Source organism: Chloroflexus sp., assembly GCF_034432675.1.
Classification (GTDB): Bacteria; Chloroflexota; Chloroflexia; order Chloroflexales; family Chloroflexaceae; genus Chloroflexus.
On sequence record NZ_DAOUBI010000126.1, the window covers coordinates 1 to 17,357 of the forward strand.

Annotated in this window: 12 protein-coding genes; 8 read left to right on the forward strand and 4 right to left on the reverse strand. The window is 54.0% G+C overall.

The genetic code is table 11. The features are described from left to right. Window positions 1–485 precede the first annotated feature (485 nt). Genes VAE55_RS09270 through fabZ form a run of 3 tightly spaced genes read left to right on the forward strand, consistent with a single transcriptional unit; the run spans window position 486 to window position 2,227 of the window. Complete coding sequence (locus VAE55_RS09270) at window positions 486–950, forward strand: hypothetical protein (protein WP_322815502.1); 465 nt, start codon at window positions 486–488, stop codon at window positions 948–950. A gap of 48 nt (window positions 951–998) precedes the next feature. After that, entirely contained in the window at window positions 999–1,760 is a 762-nt protein-coding gene (locus VAE55_RS09275) for a class I SAM-dependent methyltransferase (protein ID WP_322815503.1), read from the forward strand. 32 nt (window positions 1,761–1,792) lie between these two features. Beyond that, window positions 1,793–2,227 (forward strand): 3-hydroxyacyl-ACP dehydratase FabZ, encoded by a 435-nt coding sequence (gene fabZ / locus VAE55_RS09280; RefSeq protein ID WP_322815504.1) that lies wholly within the window; start codon window positions 1,793–1,795, stop codon window positions 2,225–2,227. Between the two features lie 481 nt (window positions 2,228–2,708). Here the strand turns inward: fabZ and VAE55_RS09285 are convergent, their stop codons facing one another. From VAE55_RS09285 to VAE55_RS09300, 4 genes are all read right to left on the reverse strand, one after another. After that, on the reverse strand, window positions 2,709–3,413 hold the full coding sequence (locus VAE55_RS09285) for a hypothetical protein (protein WP_322815505.1): 705 nt from the start codon (window positions 3,411–3,413) through the stop codon (window positions 2,709–2,711). Between the two features lie 1,170 nt (window positions 3,414–4,583). Further along, entirely contained in the window at window positions 4,584–5,510 is a 927-nt protein-coding gene (locus VAE55_RS09290; protein ID WP_322815506.1) for a branched-chain amino acid transaminase, read from the reverse strand. 114 nt (window positions 5,511–5,624) lie between these two features. After that, window positions 5,625–6,839 (reverse strand): MFS transporter, encoded by a 1,215-nt coding sequence (locus tag VAE55_RS09295; protein ID WP_322815507.1) that lies wholly within the window; start codon window positions 6,837–6,839, stop codon window positions 5,625–5,627. A gap of 37 nt (window positions 6,840–6,876) precedes the next feature. Next, window positions 6,877–8,067 carry a THUMP-like domain-containing protein gene (locus VAE55_RS09300; RefSeq protein ID WP_322815508.1) on the reverse strand — a complete coding sequence of 397 codons (1,191 nt, stop codon included), beginning with the start codon at window positions 8,065–8,067 and terminating at the stop codon, window positions 6,877–6,879. A 107-nt stretch (window positions 8,068–8,174) separates the two neighbouring features. Between VAE55_RS09300 and VAE55_RS09305 the strand changes: the two genes are divergently transcribed. The 5 genes from VAE55_RS09305 (at window position 8,175) to VAE55_RS09325 (ending at window position 17,292) form a co-directional block, all read left to right on the forward strand. Next, a complete protein-coding gene (locus tag VAE55_RS09305; RefSeq protein WP_322815509.1) occupies window positions 8,175–9,419 on the forward strand; it encodes a hypothetical protein in 1,245 nt (414 codons plus the stop codon). 927 nt (window positions 9,420–10,346) lie between these two features. After that, window positions 10,347–11,075, forward strand: coding sequence for an MBL fold metallo-hydrolase (locus tag VAE55_RS09310; RefSeq protein WP_322815510.1), 729 nt, complete (start codon window positions 10,347–10,349; stop codon window positions 11,073–11,075). A gap of 400 nt (window positions 11,076–11,475) precedes the next feature. Next, complete coding sequence (locus tag VAE55_RS09315) at window positions 11,476–13,842, forward strand: bifunctional (p)ppGpp synthetase/guanosine-3',5'-bis(diphosphate) 3'-pyrophosphohydrolase (protein WP_322815511.1); 2,367 nt, start codon at window positions 11,476–11,478, stop codon at window positions 13,840–13,842. A gap of 10 nt (window positions 13,843–13,852) precedes the next feature. Continuing rightward, entirely contained in the window at window positions 13,853–14,782 is a 930-nt protein-coding gene (locus VAE55_RS09320; RefSeq protein WP_322815512.1) for an A/G-specific adenine glycosylase, read from the forward strand. Window positions 14,783–14,901: 119 nt separating this feature from the next. Continuing rightward, the gene (locus VAE55_RS09325) at window positions 14,902–17,292 is read left to right on the forward strand and encodes an ATP-binding protein (RefSeq protein WP_322815513.1); all 2,391 of its coding nucleotides are present in this window, start codon (window positions 14,902–14,904) and stop codon (window positions 17,290–17,292) included. The last annotated feature ends 65 nt before the right edge of the window (window positions 17,293–17,357 follow it).

Genomic DNA, 17,357 nt, shown 5'->3' on the forward strand with positions numbered 1-17,357 from the left:
GCGGTGCGAGTCGTTGAGTGCTACAGGGGAGGGGTGGAACACGGATGGACGCGGGTGAGGCGGATGAACGCGGATAGCACCCAAGGTGTCACCTTATATCACCACAGCGACACGGAGGATGGGCATACCAGATGGGCGTGACGTAGTGCGTTTACGGAACTGGCTGCGACCCAAACGATTCATACCGTTCAGGTACGCTGCACAATGTTGTACGCAGCGTCGTGCTGTTCATCATCGCAGGTAGTCTTTCGTGTCCTGCTCACAGCATAGTTGGCAACCTGGGTTAAGATAGAACTGTGATCTTCTCGCTATCCTTGTGGCCAACGACTTCTCTGACAACGTACAATACAATCATCCCTTCACTGGGGATTATGCACTGAGATGAAAGCTGTCGAACAAATGGACTGCAATCTCTGATATGGCTAGAAAGGAGGAGTGGGCGTCTGCTGGTGTCTAACATCGCCAGTCATCGCCCGCGAATTCATATGGAAGAGCGTCGTCGTGGCTCAGGCTGGTTCGGCTGGGTTATATTTCTCCTGTTTGTGCTGGCCCCGTCATTTCTACCCCCCCTGGCTCGCTGGCTCAGTCTTCAGACGGGTGTACAGATTGGAACAACCGAACTCTTTATTGCGATAATTGTTCTTATCATCGTTTTCTCGATCGGGAGCAGTATCGTTGGGGCGCTGCGGCGGGCGGCTGAAAGCCGTGACTCACTACCGATACCGCGATCCGATGATACCTTCCGCATGCCCTCCTCCTCCCCAGAAGAGGTATTTCGTGTTCCGCCACCGCCACCTGAGCCGCCGCGCATGCCGACGTCTGCGACCCAGCTTCCAGGTGCGCCACGCTTCGAGCCGATTATCGATCCGCGCATTCTCCTCTTCGGGATTCTGGGCCTGATCGTGATTGGTTTTGTCTTTGGTGTGCTGTTTTTGGTGCTCAATCCCTAGCCGATTGTTGACCAGTGTATCCGAACCTCTCATCTATTTGAAAACCATATGCACTTGTACGATCCATTTGCACGCTATTATGATACCGATTTTCGCCACTTTCACGACGACATTCCCTTCTACCGTGAATGGGCACGGCGTACCGGTGGGCCAATCCTTGAGCTGATGTGTGGTACTGGCCGCGTGCTGCTGCCGCTGGCCAGTGCCGGCTTTCAACTGACCGGTGTCGATCTCTCGCCGGCAATGCTGGCCCTGGCACGTGAACGATTGCAGGCGGAAGGCTTACTCGACCGGGTAACACTGCTTGAAGCTGATGTGCGGAGTGTCATATTACCTGAACATCAGTTTCCGTTAGCATTTGTGGCTGTAAATTCCTTCATGCATTTGACAACCATCGAAGATCAACTGGCCACACTGGCGGTTGTTCGCCGGGCATTGACCCGGCGGGGGACGTTGATTATCGATCTCTTTAACCCCGATCCGCTGGCAATCACTCGCGAAGATGGTCGGATGCAGCTTGAGCGCAGTTACGAACTCGATGGTTGTTTTGTGCAAAAATTTGTCGTCATCGAGAGTGATGCTGCGGAGCAGATAAGCCACGTAACCTTTATCTATGATGAAACCGCTGCGAACGGTACACTTACCCGCCGGACAATGCAATTCACCATGCGCTGGCTCTACCGCTTTGAGCTTGAACATCTACTGGCTCGTGCCGGTTTTACTCTTCGTGCAGTCTATGGGAGTTACGATCTCGAACCCTACTCGTCAGGCAGTCCGCGTCTGATTGCCGTTGCTTCTCCCCGGCGCTAAGCTGCGCCTGTAGTCAGAAGGAGTCTTGTGTTATGCTGTCAATTCAAGAGATCATGGCGCTCATTCCTCACCGCTACCCCTTTCTCCTTGTTGACCGGATTATGGAGCTAGAGCCGGGTGTGCGTGCGGTAGGTGAAAAGCTGGTATCGGCCAATGAACCATACTTTCAGGGGCATTTTCCCGGCAATCCGATCATGCCCGGTGTGCTGATACTGGAAGCACTGGCCCAAACCGGGGCAGTGGCTGCCCTGAGTGCACCGGAAAACGTCGGCAAGCTGGTGCTCTTTGCCGGTATCGATGGCGCACGCTTCAAGCGCGTGGTGCGACCTGGCGATACATTGCGTCTGGAAGTGCAACTGGAGAAGATGCGGCGTGGAGTCGGTAAAGGCCAGGCCCGCGCTACGGTCGCCGATCAACTGGCCTGCGAGGCCGAATTGCTCTTTGCGCTGACCGATCCTTCGCGCTAGCAAGGTATGGGTTTGCGCCTGGCCGGCTTACGAATGTCTGTCTTTGAGAATTGACTCAAGCTACCTGTATCAAAGCGCCGGTAGCATGCGCGTCGGTTATACGCACGGTTGTTCATCTGGCTGAGTGATAACCTCCGCTCAAGTTGTCACCTATGCTGTGAGCAGACTATGGAGGCTGATTGTCAGGATGAATAGTACGAAGCCGCACTCAATACCGTATGGCGTAACCGCATGAGCGATGTGGGGAGTAACCAGTTCTCGTGGATGGGCTACGTCACATCTCTCGGAAGCAATCCGAGGTATCTACATCCTCTGTGTCCTCCGTGTCTCTGTGGTGAAATAAGGTAGCAACTTGGGTTACCCTCGCTTGTTGTTGATGAACTACCAACACGTGAACAGGGGCACATACGCTGGCCCCTGCTCGACTGACGCAACAGTCTATGTTCCCTGGAACGCAGTGAACTACCCCTCAATCAAACGCTCAAGACAGCCTTGAATTGGCCAGTGCCAGCCTGCGCACCGGAACTTCTTGCTCCATTTGCCGGGTAAGCTGCCAGGTTCCCAGACAGAAGGCAAGCTGAGCCAATGTTTGCACAATCTGCTCAAACCACTGTACTGGAATCGTCTGTGGTACGTTATTTGCCATCTGCGACATACCGATGATGGTGAGGAGCACGATCACGAACACTACTGCCAGCGGACGCATATTCCGTCGCCAGGCGCCTATCGCCAGCATCAGCAAGAGAGCGGTGTTACCAAGCGTTGCCAGCATAATGAGGGGCACACGCCACGGCCCACCATTACTTGCAATCAATGCCGAACCACCGCCAAACAAAGCAATCACAATCAGCGGCACGAGCCATGGCCGGCGCAGTCCTGGTTTGCCCTGCAACTGGCGCGTATAGCTGTAGACTGCTGTGGCGATAAGGGTAAAGCCGGGAGCGATCATTGGAAAGAGTGCCTGACTGAAGAGAGGAATATCAGTGCCGTTGATTGCCATGAGTAATTTCCATGTTGCTTTTAAAACGCCACCAACGGCAAGTAAGCCCAGACCGACGTAGACCATGCTCCCCAGACCGCGGTCAAGTTGCGAGACGGTGCGAGCGATAAACCACACTCCAACCAGCGAGAAGATCACCGGGAGGTAATCCTCCAGCGCCAGCGCCAGCGAATATTCCATCTCCATTGCACGCCTCCCGTTATGTTATCCGACGCTTGTGAATTTAGTTCATTATATTGCATATCATACTCTTTGACAAGCCAGGTATTGATTACTGCGACAATGAACGGGAGCGGTTAATCATTCTGATCAAGAGGCTGGTAGAGTGGTGAAATATAACGATATTGCAAATCATATCAAATGTATGATCTGCGAACACGTCATACGCTAGCCAATCAACACCGGCTCTGGTGCTGCACCTGAACGATGCAGTAGGGGCACGGCATGCCGTGCCCCTACTTGTCACGTACCAGCCGTGGCCGGTAGGGGCGCACACAATCGTGTGCCCCTACTTTCTATCGGTGGGATAGCGTCGTGGTGCCACGTCGCTGGTTCAGTGCCGTCTTGCAGTTGTGCAGTCGTCATCCCTGGCGATGGTCATCGTGAGGCCATTCGTACTTACGCAGTGAGGACGTTATCTGCATGATGGGTAACAAGAAGCCTCCAGCGGGAGCAGGTGCGGGTGGGGGTGGGTTGCGGAGTGCACAAACTGACCTGCCCCCTGGGAGTGCGAGCCTCCGGCTCGGCCACCACTCGTCCCGGCAGGCACTGACCTGCCCTGCACCGTAAGTATCCGCTGCCGGTAGGGGTGAGTTATGGTGTGGGCGGGCCGCAGATCACTTCTGAAACGTAACGAAAGTGCGCTGCACCTGAACGCAGACACACTGAACCGGCTCACCTGTATCTTTGACGAACCACTGGTGGCTGTGGGTGTGGCAGCACGGGGAGGTCATCTAAACGCTGCACGTCGTGGAGCAAGCGCTGGTATCAGTTCACCTCGCCTGAGTTGCTCTTTGCTCTACTGGTCACACGATGATTGATGGCTTATCCATGCCGACAGGAGCAGGTTTACCTAACCCGCCCCTGTCGTACCGCATCACCTGCTATAGTGATAACTCAAGTTGCCCCTACGCTGTGAGCAGGACATGGATGCTAACTGTCAGGATGAACAGCACGACGTTGCTCCCAACACCGTATGGCCTCACCGTATGGACAATGTGGAGAGCAGCCAGTTCACATAGACGTGCTACTCACGCCTCCTGGGAGCAATCCGGGTTATACTCATCCTCTGTGTCCTCCGTGTCTCTCTAGTGACAAAGGTAGCAACTTGGGTTAATTAAGAAACCGGAAAGCGATTTATGCCAGTTCATACACCGGCGTACACCAGTGCTGGTATTTCTTCACCCGACCACGCACCACATCGGCGTAAAGATTGACCAGCATTCTCCCAATTGGTCCAACCGTCCCGTCACCTATCGGACGACGGTCGATCTCAACAATAGGCTTGATCTCAGCACCGGTGCCACAAAAGAAGGCTTCCTCGGCCACGTAGAGTTCGGTACGGTCAATTGGCGCCTCACGCACCGGAATGCCCAATTGATTGTGCGCTAACTCCATCACCACCTGGCGTGTAATTCCTTCCAGAATATCTCCACTGGTCGGTGGCGTAATCAACACTCCATTTCGCACGATAAAGAGGTTCGCTGCTGATGCCTCGGCGACGTGACCATCATTACTCAGCACAATGGCTTCATCGTAACCGTTCAGCAACGCCTCGCTCTTCGCCAGCGCCGAATTGAGGTAGGCGCCACAGGCTTTGGCCCGCGAGGGAATGATGTTATCGTCGATCCGTCGCCACGATGAAATACAGGCTTTGATCGCTGAACCGGCCAGGTATTGCCCGAACCCGACAGCAAACATTGTGAAGCTGTCGGTCAGGCCATGCAACTGAACCGCAATGGCTGGATCGCTCTTATAGAGGAGTGGTCGGATGTAGACATCTTCGCGAAAGGCTTCTCGTCGTAACAGCTCAATTGTAATTTGACATAATTCTTCGACACTGTAGGATACTTTCATCATTAAGATACGGGCCGAGCGGTGGAGTCGTTCCATATGTTCCCGCAGGCAAAAGACGTAAAGCTGTTGATGGTCAGGACTCCAGTAGCCGCGGATGCCTTCAAAACAACCGGTGCCGTAATTGAGCGCGTTGGTCATTACACTGACCTGTGCCTGTTCGATAGGGACAATCTCGCCGTTGAAGAAGGCAAAACGATTATTGGGCACGGCTTGTTTCCTTTCTAGCTAGCGCAAGGTATGCATCGAATATTGTACCTTATGGTCTGCAGGTCTATTCTTAACGCACCGTCTTGCTGTGCGATTGTGGCGTCTCGTCTAATGTCAGCGATGCATACCAACCGGTTGAGCCGTTGCATTGCGCAATTGCAAGTAGTTGCCGAGTATTGTAAGCCCGATGGCGCTAATGAAACCAATCCCGGCAAACGCCAACCAGGGCAATGCGGGCAGATTGAATGCAGCGGCCAGATCGATCAACATACCACCGCTCAGATTGCCCAGTCCACCACCTACCGCCAGCGCAAGTGCATTGACCCCGAAGTATGAACCGAGTGCTCGTTTGTCGGCCAACGCCGCTGCCACGCTCTGCTGCGCCGGTGTGGCGAGGAGAGTGCCAAAGGTGAAAATGATGACACATCCGATGAGGAGTGGAAAGGAGCCGGCCAGCGCAACCATCCCTAGGCCAAACGCCATCAGAGCAATGCCGAGGATTAAGATGCTAAGCGGGCGCAGCCAGCGCTCGAATAGGCTAATGACCGGTATTTGTAAGATGACGGTCATTCCCGCATTAATGCCGTAAATCCAGCGTACAGCATCGGCAGCATTGGCCAGTCGTTCCCCTACCAGTGGCAAACTGATCGTCAACTGTACCCACATAAACCAGTACCCCATGAGGAGGGCAGTGAAAGCAAGGAATGGCCGATCACGCAGTGCCAGCCCAAGCCCAAAACCGAGCCGACTACGGTCGGTCGCCGTTTCAATCGGTGGCAGGAACAGTGTAATCGCGCCAATGAAGGCAAAACAGGCGGCAGCAGCCAGCGCGACGGTACTGAAACCGTAGTCGAGGAGCAGTGCACCGAGAAACGGGCCAATCACCATGCCAAGCCCACCGCCGACACCATTGATGGAAAAAGCCCGTGCCCGCTCTTCTTCCGTGGTAAGTGCAGCGATCCCAGCGCGACTGGGTGCTTCGAAGAGCGCACCGCCAAGCGCCGAGAGCAACATTGATCCGAAGAGTAGTAGCGGAGTGTCGGCAAAGGCCAGGCTGGCGAAGCCAACGGCCCGTACCAGGACGCCGGCGGTGATCAGGCCGCGCCCGCCAAATCGATCCGACAGTATCCCACCACCTACACTGACCCCCTGCTGGACGAGTTGACGAAGTGCCAGCGCTAGTCCAACGGTAACTGCAGCAAAACCCATTGTTTGCACATAATGCACCGAGACTAGGGGAATGACCATGAAGAAGCCGGCATACATCATAAAGTTGATGACGATCAGGATGATCAGTCCCCGATAGCGAGTTGAGCGCGAGAGGTTCATATCGTTTAACTTTCTGATGAGTCAAACAATTCTGTTCCTACGTTACCATATCTGCACGATCTGCGCTACAGATAATCGCGATTGGCCCATCGGGCATTTGGGTGAGGACAACCACCAGGTGTCGTTGCCCCGAACCACTGAGCTGACGGGCCAGGCTATCGGTGTCGAGTGGCGATCCGCGCTTCTTCACAGTAACAACACCGGCATCAAGCTCGCGGACTAATGCGCGCAGGCGTTTGAGTTGGAACGGCATCCAGGTGATAATAGGCCAGGCGCGGGCAAAAGGGGTTGGCAAGGCGGTATGAGCGGTGAGATAGGCAATATCGGGTGCCAGTTGATACGCACCGAGTTGATGTGCCAGTTCAGCCACCAATCCCGCCCGGATCACAGCCGGGTCTGGTTCGTAGATCACGGCTAATGGTGGGCTTAATGATGGCGCTGTAGTTGCAGTAGCGATCATGGTTGACGTTGATCCATCGCTACCCAACACCGTAGCTCGCCGATCTGTGGTAGCAAATGGCCCACACCAGAGCACAGCCTCTTTTAAGTCGCCATCGAGCGATACGAATTCTACTTCTGCATCCTCCGGCACGACGCTACGTTGAATGCCCGGCGCTAATTTCACCACCAAAGCCGGTGTGTGCTGCCGCCAGCTCAATACCTGGGTGAGCGGTGGCTGAAATGCATCAGGGTCGAACAGCCGGCGTTCTCCTCTCCGCCGGCTCGGATCGCAGAAGAGTGCTGCCGCTGACGGTGGCAGCTCGCGTATCAAATCGCGCTCAACAAAGGATACGCGCGAACCAAGCCCAAGTACTTCAGCGTTGAACCGCGCCAATGCCAACCTGATTGGATCGCGCTCAACAGCAATCACCTGTGCTCCGGCATCGGCCAGTGCTATAGTGTCGCCGCCAATCCCACAACCGAGATCGGCTACGTCGTCGGTCTGAGCCAACCGCCGAGTACGATGCGTGGCCACAGTCGCTGCTGATGCCTGTTCCAGAGCCTCGCGAGTAAAGAGCATTCGGTCAGCCTGGGGGAATTTGCTGATTGCCCGTCGTCGCAGTAATGCCTGCTCGATAGCAGCCCGTGCGTGCGCCACCGGCAATGAACGCCGCAGCCGATTGAGTTCACTCAGGATAGTCACCTCACGTATGTCACGTATCGCCAGGTCGGCCAGTATGGCGCTCCCTTCTGGTGAGCAGAGCCAGTTGATAAGGTCTTGATCCATAAACGCAATACCGGTAATCAACAATTACGCAACTACTATACTCCAAACTAAACTGAATCGCGGTACAATGAAGTGACTTCATCAGATGAACTTCGGGAGGGTCAATAATGCGTAAAGCAAGCTGGCTAATCATCCTGCTATCCCTGGTTCTGGTTGCGTGTACAGATCAACCAGCCCAGGTACCAACAGCAACAGAGGCAGCACCAACCACAGCACCGGCAACACGTGTACCGGTTTCTGAGCCAACACCGGTAGCAACTGAATTAACACCGGAAGTGGTAGCAGCCGGTATCCAACAGGCGCTTGATAGCTATATTGAAGCCTACAATATCAACAATATTGAACTCCTGCGTTCGGTCGTTGATCAGACAAATGCCCCGTTCCGTCGGCTGGTAGAAGAGCGTTTCAATACCTTTCAAGAGTCGTCGTTCGCCGGCAGCCGGTTTGGTCGGATGCGCGTGCTAGAGGTCAAACCGCGTGATCATGGCTTCTGGCAAGCGGCAATTGACGACGGCGGCTATCGCCGTGATATTCTCTTCCGCCAGCTTGAAGATGGTCGTTGGGTGATGAGTGAGCCGACTGAAGAGCAGCTTGGCGAGAAGATTCGGATCGAAAACGAATACTTCACGCTTAATACCTACGAATGGACTGCCGAAGTCAATACGATCATCGAGGACATGGTTGTCCGGGCGCGACAGCAAGTGATCGATACCCTAGGCCGTACCCCGGAAAACAAATTCAATGTGTATCTCCGCCCGATCTTTGGCATTACGCCTCCCGTTAATCCAAACTCGTTGGCCTGGTACTCCGCCGGATCACGGCCACGAAATGATCGGATTGATATCTTTGCCCCCTTTTCCTACGCATTCGGTTTCTACGATCCGAATGCGGGATGGGAAGCGGATCTCTACAGTACGATTGTGCATGAATTGACCCACTGGGCGTACACACGAGCATTTGCGCAGGAATATCGCATTACTGATTGGATGAGCGAAGGCTTGGCCGAATATGTCTCGAATAATCCGCGCCGTAATGCGGTGAGTGCTGCGGTGCGGATGGGGCGCATTATTCCCCTGATTGATCCGAACGGTGGCGTCCGCCCACAAGATATGGATCATATGACGACGCTTGAAGTTGATCGTGGCCTGGCCTACGGGTTCGCCTATTCGTTGGTTGCGTACATTGTCGAGACCCAGGGTGGACTTGATGGGTTCTGGCGGTTTGCCGCTGCCGTGCGTGATACTCCCGGTACCGGTATCGAATTTTATGATAAAGCATTGCAAAAAGCCTTCGGTATTACCTACGAAGAGTTTGATGCCGGTTGGCGACAGTGGCTGCAGGAAAATTATTGATACCTGCCGATAATATCCGTTCCCAGCGAGTGCTTTGCTGGATAAACCTTTTATACGTTCGGTAGCGGTTATGTGGCCCCTTAAGGAGTGCGGAAGTCGTGCTTCCGCACTGTTGTTTCAGGTGAGAGATTATCGAGTCCTTACTAATCTCAAATCTGGTTTAATAGAATTCATGACACACTACCTAACGTTACCTGAACGCGACATCCTCGGCTACCACACTGTGATACGCAAGCGCTGGTATGCGCTGGGAGCACGAGTTGGATGCTCGCTCACCACCTGCACTGGTCCGCTGTGCTTTCATTCAGCAAGTCATCGCAAGCTAGAACCAACACGCGCTAGCGGGAGCCATCCGGCATCTGTGGTTTCCGCTCCCCTACCGGAGGTAGGTGAGGGTGGGGATATGTCGCATGCCAGCACTGGAAGCAGCTCCACTATAACACGCTTGCCACCCGTCACCCTGGTGTGGTACCTGAGCGCAATCGCTCGTGAATCGATTCGCCCAGCATTGATACGTCACCAGCAGCAAGCCGGCAGTGCACTAGCACGAGTCTGACAACCCGGATGATGCACAGGTTCAATCAAGATTTGACATAAGACCATACCAAGAAACCCTACGGCTATAGTTAAATCTGGGGCAGAACTGTCCTTATCGCTACCATGCGATGATGAGGCAGACGAAAGGTGAAGGAAAAGCGGGTATGGAACGGGCTTGTTCATTGTCGGGTAGTGAAACGTAGTACGGCCTGGTGCCTGGGCTATATACCGGCTATAGCCATAGTTGAAGTGTATTGCGATTTGTATTGTTCATCCACGGAATAGTGAGAAAACTGTGTTATTGTGCTAATGTGGAGATCAGATTGTCTGAAATAGCAACCTGGAAAGTGCATCACCGCTGTCTAATGAGTGTGCTCACTGTGAGGTTCTATGTCAACACCACGCCTAATTATTCCGGGTTTGTATGAACTGACCCTGCCAATGCCGTTTGCTTCAGTGAATGTGTTCTTTTTGCTAACGGCTGAAGGTGTGACTCTGATCGATACCGGTTATCCGGATCATGGCGCTGGTGTACTGGCCGGATTGACGGCGTTGGGCCGCACACCGGCAGAGGTGCGGCATATCATCGTAACCCACCATCATGTCGATCACGCTGGTAATCTGGCAATATTACAAAATTACACGGAGGCGAAGATTTGGATACATCCTGCTGATGCCGATCTAGTTGCGCAGGGGCAATGTCTACGTCCAACCCTGCATGGATCTCCAGGTCTATTCAATCGCCTGGCTTTCAGCCTTGCCAGGATACTCTTGCCGCGAACGATTCAACCGGCCCGGGTCGATCATCGCATCGCCGATAACGAGATCATCCCGGTGGCCGGGGGTCTCCAGGTGATACACATACCCGGTCACAGCGCTGGTCAAATCGGCCTGTACTGGCGAGTGCAAAAGACCCTCTTCGTCGCCGATGCTATTACGCACCGTGATGAGTCGTTACAATTACCAATGGTCATCGAAGACCTGAATACCGAAATCAGCAGCATTTCGCGCCTGGCACGCTACGACTGTACAACGATTTGTTTTGGCCACGGGCCGGCTATCACCGGTGCCGCAGGAAATGCTCTGCAAGCCTATGCTGCGACTCTGGTGAAGCGATGAGGGGCTACAAACACAACGATCTGAATTTTTTCATCGGTGAGCGCATCCTGGGTCTTCAATGCCTTTCACCTGCCCTCATCCAAACATTAAGAAATTCTCGTGCGATATAACGCAGCTTGACATTGCTGCTTGCGAGTGTTATGCTACATAAATAGAGAATATACAATGTCGCGATCGCGGATGATCGTCGATTATGGAGGATGCGGCCTGGCGTTGCACGCCGGGCGTTTTTGATCAAGAATCACTTCGTAACAGATATTAAAGATAGTCTTTGCGAGATTATCCGTGTAGCGGCGAAGTCGTGTTCAGAACATACATAGGTGCATTCCATGTACGTCTGGCCTGTCCATTCACTGCCCGCAACACGGTGGCGAATAGTCTGCCTGGATAGGAGCGGATTATGGATGATGTAGTAATTACCGCTCATTCGCCAGAACTAACATTAACTTCGTCGACTCATACGAGGATGGCGTCTGATTTACCGCCATTATCGGCTGAATTGCTCAACCACTCGGTGATGCTTTCGCTTGTTGAACAACAGCAACGTCGTGGTTGTCAGGCATCACTCGAGTCGGTTCAAACAGCATTCATTAATTCCTATCATTCACCTTCAGTTGAAGCTCTGATTTCCCGCCACCGCGAGTATCTCCCCTCAGCCGATTTCGATCTGATCCGCCGCTCGTATGCGTTCGCTGCTGTTGCCCACGAGGGGCAGCGACGGCAATCAGGCCAGCCGTACATTGATCATCCGATAGAAGTTGCTATCATCTTGCTCGATCTACGTCTTGACACCGAATCGATTGCTGCGGCCCTCTTGCACGATGTGGTGGAGGATAGCGCTGTCCCGATTTCAGTGATCGAACATTTTTTCGGGCAGCAAGTTGCCAGTCTGGTTGATGGGGTGACCAAACTCTCCGGTTACGAGAGCAAAAGTAAAGAAGAGGCCCAGGCCGGTACCTACCGAAAATTGATTATTGCGTCAGCCGACGATCCGCGGGTAGTTTTGATTAAGCTGGCCGACCGGCTCCACAATATGCGTACTATTCACGCCACACCGCCGCAAAAGCAGCAACGGGTGGCGCGGGAAACCCTTGAAATCTATGCACCTCTGGCCCACCGTCTTGGTATGTGGCAGATGAAATCGGAGCTAGAGGATCTGGCATTCAAAACGCTGTATCCTGACCGTTATCAGGAAATTGCCCGTGGCCTGGCCATGCGCAAAGAGGCCCGTGACCGCATTGTGCAAAAGGTTATTGCCCAATTGAAAGAGATGCTTGCCCGCGAAGGTATTAAGGCAGAGGTCACCGGGCGCTCGAAGCATATCTACTCGATCTGGCGTAAGATGGAGCGCAAAGGGGTGCCACTTGAGCGCATCTACGACCAGCTCGCCGTGCGCATTATTGTCGATGATCCTAACAACGAAGTGGGAGCATGCTATCAGGCGTTAGGCGTAGTGCACGGCAAGATGAACTGGACGCCGGTGATGCAAGAGTTCGATGACTACATCGCTGCCCCCAAAGAGAGTTCTTACCGCTCCATCCATACGACCGTGATCCTGCCGGAGGGTTTGCACTGTGAAGTGCAGATTCGCTCGACGAAGATGCACGAAGAGGCCGAACACGGCATTGCTGCCCACTGGCGTTATAAAGAGGGCTTCAATTCGCGCAGTGATCGCGATTACGAAAACAAAATTCGCTGGTTGCGTGAGCTGATCTCCTGGCGCAACGAAACTACCGACCGCGAATTTGTCGATATGTTGCGCGCCGAATTTGAAGAGCGCGTGTTTGTCTTCACACCGAAGGGTAAGATCATCGACCTGCCTGAAGGTTCAACGCCGGTCGATTTTGCCTATCGCATCCACTCCGAGGTCGGCCACCGTTGTATTGGGGCCAAGGTCAATGACCGCATGGTGCCACTTGATTATCAGTTGCGGAATGGTGAGATTGTCGAGATTTTGACCTCGAAGAATCAACGTGGCCCCAGCCGTGACTGGCTGCGCTTTGTGAAGACACCCTCGGCCCGCAACCATATTAAGCGCTATTTCCGTCGCCTCGAACGTGAAGAGAATATTATCGCTGGCCGCGAGATGCTCGAAAAAGAGCTGAAACGCTTTGGCCTGACGCAGGTGAGTTTCGAGAAGCTGGTTGAACTGGCCGGGCCAACAGTACGTTCGGTCGAAGACCTCTTTTATCAAATTGGGATCGATGATCTGAACGAACGAGCGTTGGTGCAGAAATTGCTCGGTGCTCAGGAGACTGCGCCGCCGCCGCCACCACCTGCGCCGACTCAGCCCATGGCGCGAGTCAGCGCCAGCGGCGATATCTATCTTGAGGGTACTGGCAAAATTGCGTCACGCCTTGCTCGCTGTTGTAATCCAGTGTTCGGTGAACCGATTGTTGGCTTTACAACTCGTGGTCGGGGGGTGACAGTGCATCGTACTGATTGTCGCACAATTCAGAATCTGAGCGCCACTGAACGAAATCGCTTGATGCCGGTCTGTTGGGGGAATGCTTCTGGTCCCAATCAATGGTTCCCGGTACCGTTACGTATTGAAGCCTGGGATCGGGTTGGCTTGTGGCGCGATATATCAAATGTGATCGCAGACGCCGGGATCAATATTACCAATATCAATCAAGGGAAACGCTGGGCCAATGGGCGCACTGTGTTGAATGTCACGGTTTCGTTGCAATCGATGGCTCAATTGTCACCGTTGATTGAAAAGATTAATCGAATTCCCGATGTTATTGATGTCTACCGTAAAACATGATCGAAAACTGATGCTAACGGCTCTTCGTTCTGCACTGCTTGAATGGTTTGCCGGTAACGCGCGCGATCTGCCATGGCGACGTACTCGCGATCCATACGCGATTATGGTTGCCGAGATCATGCTCCAACAAACACAAGTTGACCGGGTTATTCCAAAATATCACGCCTTTTTAGCAACCTTCCCCACCCTGACAGCACTGGCCTCCGCTCCAACTGCTGACGTGATCCGGTTGTGGGCCGGTCTTGGCTATAACCGGCGCGCAGTGAATCTGCAACGGGCAGCGCAGATTATTGTCGAACAATACGGTGGTAAAGTGCCAGATTCGGTGGCGGTGTTGCGTACATTGCCCGGTATCGGCCCTTACACTGCCGGTGCAATTGCCTGTTTTGCGTTCGAGCAAGATGCCGTGTTTCTCGATACAAACATTCGCCGCGTTATTCGCCGATTGCGTGTAGGTTCTGACCTGCTCTCTTCCCCCTCTGATGCAGTGCTGCTGAGTCACGCTGAAACTTTATTACCGGCCGGGCAGGGCTGGTCGTGGAATCAGGCTATCATGGAATTGGGTGCCCTAATTTGCACAATGTCCAATCCGGCGTGCTGGCGTTGCCCGCTACGTCAGTATTGTCGGGCTTACGCCGATGCGATTGTTGCGGATGGCGATCTGGTCAATACAATGATGTCACCAGTACCCCTGAAGCGGGTGGCTGAGTCTCGGTCTGGTGAGACGTTTGTCGGTTCGCGACGCTGGTACCGTGGGCGTATTATTGCCGTGCTCCGCGACTTGCCGGTGGGAGATGTATTGCCATTAGCCGAATTGGGTCAACGCTTACGCCCGGATTTCACTGCCGACCACAAGGACTGGTTACAAGGGCTGGTGACCGATCTGGCGCGTGATGGATTACTGATTATCACCGATCAGGGAGTGCGCTTGCCAGAGTGAAAGAGGGCATAACAGGAACCATTAACTGAACAACATATAAAACGAGGAGTTGCCCCATCAACGTTCCATTTTCCATCCTTGCCCGGGCAATTTCGCCATCTGTTGAGGAGAGTATTTCCATGCACGCCATTCCGTCATCCTTGCGTGGTACGCTGATCGGATTGTGGAGTGCTGCTGCGCTGGTCGGAGTCATTTCGAGTTTGCTGGCCCCGCCGGCAGCATTTGATCTGGCTGCCTGGCTGGCTACCATTCTGTTTGCCCTTGGACTTACCATCTTTGAGGCGTTGACGATTGTGCGCCAGCATGACCGCCCACTGGCCGTGACTCTGGTCTTGTTGATCAGTGCCATGATCGTTTTGCCGTGGCCCCTCTTTTTGCTGGCAACTGCGATAGGGGTAGTTGCCGGCGCCCTGGCGCGTCAGTCCCCATGGTGGCAGGCGCTGGCGCTGACCTCTATTCGCTGGATCGCTCTGACCGCCGGTAGTGTGGTACTCATTCTGTTTGTGCAGCAGCATCCCTTTGGTGCCGATATTGCCTCGCCATTTTCTTTGGTCGGCCTGATTGGCTGCGGATTTGTGATCTATTCAATTGAACGGGTGGCCAGTGCCAGCCTGACTTCGCCGGTTACTGATGAGCGTTTTCTGCTGGCATTACGGTGGCGTATCGATGACGCTGGCTGGTATGCCCTGATCTTTGCTCCGCTAGGGGGGATGCTGGCTATTCTTTGGCAACAGGAGGTGTGGGCTTTTGCGTTGGGGATGGCACCGCTGGCGATGGTTCAAATCAGCCTGCGTCGTCAGTACAGGTTAGAAGAGGCTTTGCACGTTGCTGATACCCAATTGCAAACGGCTAATGCCCGTCTCCGCACCTTGTCGCGTCAGACCGATCATTTGCATAGCCTGATTGTCGCCCTCATGACCAGCCGTGATGTGCCGACCATGCTCAATCTGTTGGTTGAACGATTGAGTGCGCTAATGGAAGCCGATTGCGCCTGGGTTACCCTTTACGATGACCAGGGTAACCTTCAGTTAGTTGCTTCCCACCGTTTACCCGTCTCTACCGAAGGAGTCGGACCGCAACCGGTACCGCTACCTCAAGCCTATGAAACAGCCCTGGAGCAGAAGCGGGTGACACTCTTCACCAATCAGCAAGTTCAGATGCTGGCTCCGGTGGCTGCCTTGACCGAACGTTCAACATGGCAGGCAGTGATTATGCTTCCGCTGCTCGGCGAGCAAGCCCCACTTGGCGCCGTTTGTCTGGCATTTGAAACGGTACGGGGGCTGAAAGAGGACGAACAGCGTCTACTGGCAGCGTTTGCCCGTCACGCTACTGCTGTAATCCAGAACGCCCGCCTCTTGCGCCGCTGGCAGGAATCGCAAACCGAGCTGGGGCGTTCGGCCAAACTGGCTGCGGTGGGTACATTTGCCGCCAGTATTGCCCACGAATTCAACAACCTGCTGGCGGGGATGTTGGGGTATGCGCAACTCGGCCTGGCCGATGATGATGTCGAAATGAAGAACGAGGCTTTGAAGGTCGTGCTCGACACCTGTAAGCGTGGTCGCAGCATTACCGGCAGTCTGCTGACCTTTGCCCGCCGCCGCGACTCACGTCGTGAATTGTCTGATCTGCGCGAAGTTGTTGATGGAACCCTTACCCTGATGGAGATAGAACTCCGCAAGCATAGTATTCGTGTCATACGTCAGATCGAAATGGTGCCACCGACCATCTGTGATCCAGGTCAGATTTCTCAGGTCTTTTTGAATCTGCTTACCAATGCACGTGATGCAATGAAACCACAGGGGGGAACGCTAACCGTATCACTCACCTCAGATAACGAATGGATTACCTTGCAGGTTGCTGATACCGGTTGCGGCATCCCTGAAGCGGTACGCCGCCAGATTTTCCAGCCGTTCGTGACCACCAAGAACACGACTGGAAGCCAATCGGGTACCGGTTTGGGTCTGGCCGTTTCGTATGGAATCATTAAAAACCACAATGGCCACTTTGACGTTGAGAGCGAGGTCGGGAAGGGGACGACGATGACGATCCGTCTACCTGTTGTGCAAGAAGAGGAAAGTGAAACGAGCACAGCCCCGATCCCCTCGCTGCGCATGCTGGTGATTGATGATGATGAAGCTGCTGCCCGCACACTTACCGCCCTTTTGGAACAGGCGGGTCATCAGGTGACCTATTGCGCACACAGTGCAGAGGCCGTAGCCATCTATACCTCCAATCCGTTCGATATTGTTTTGACCGATGTCGTGATGCCCGAACTCGATGGGATCAGCCTCCTTAATGTGTTACGCACCTACGATCCTACTGCGAGTATCATCTTGTTCACCGGCCAGATCGAACCCGATCAGGTTGCTGCAATGGCGGCCAGCGGTGCGTATGCGGTGTTGCGTAAGCCTTTCTCTGCCGAGGAGCTGATGACGACGGTTCAGGCAGCCTATCACGACCGCGAACGGGCCAAACGCGCATTGGTAGGATTCGTCGAAACGGCGCGTTGAGATAAGGTGCGTGGTTGTCTTCTTTTCACATCTGGTGCAGTAGAAATGATGACACGCCATCACTC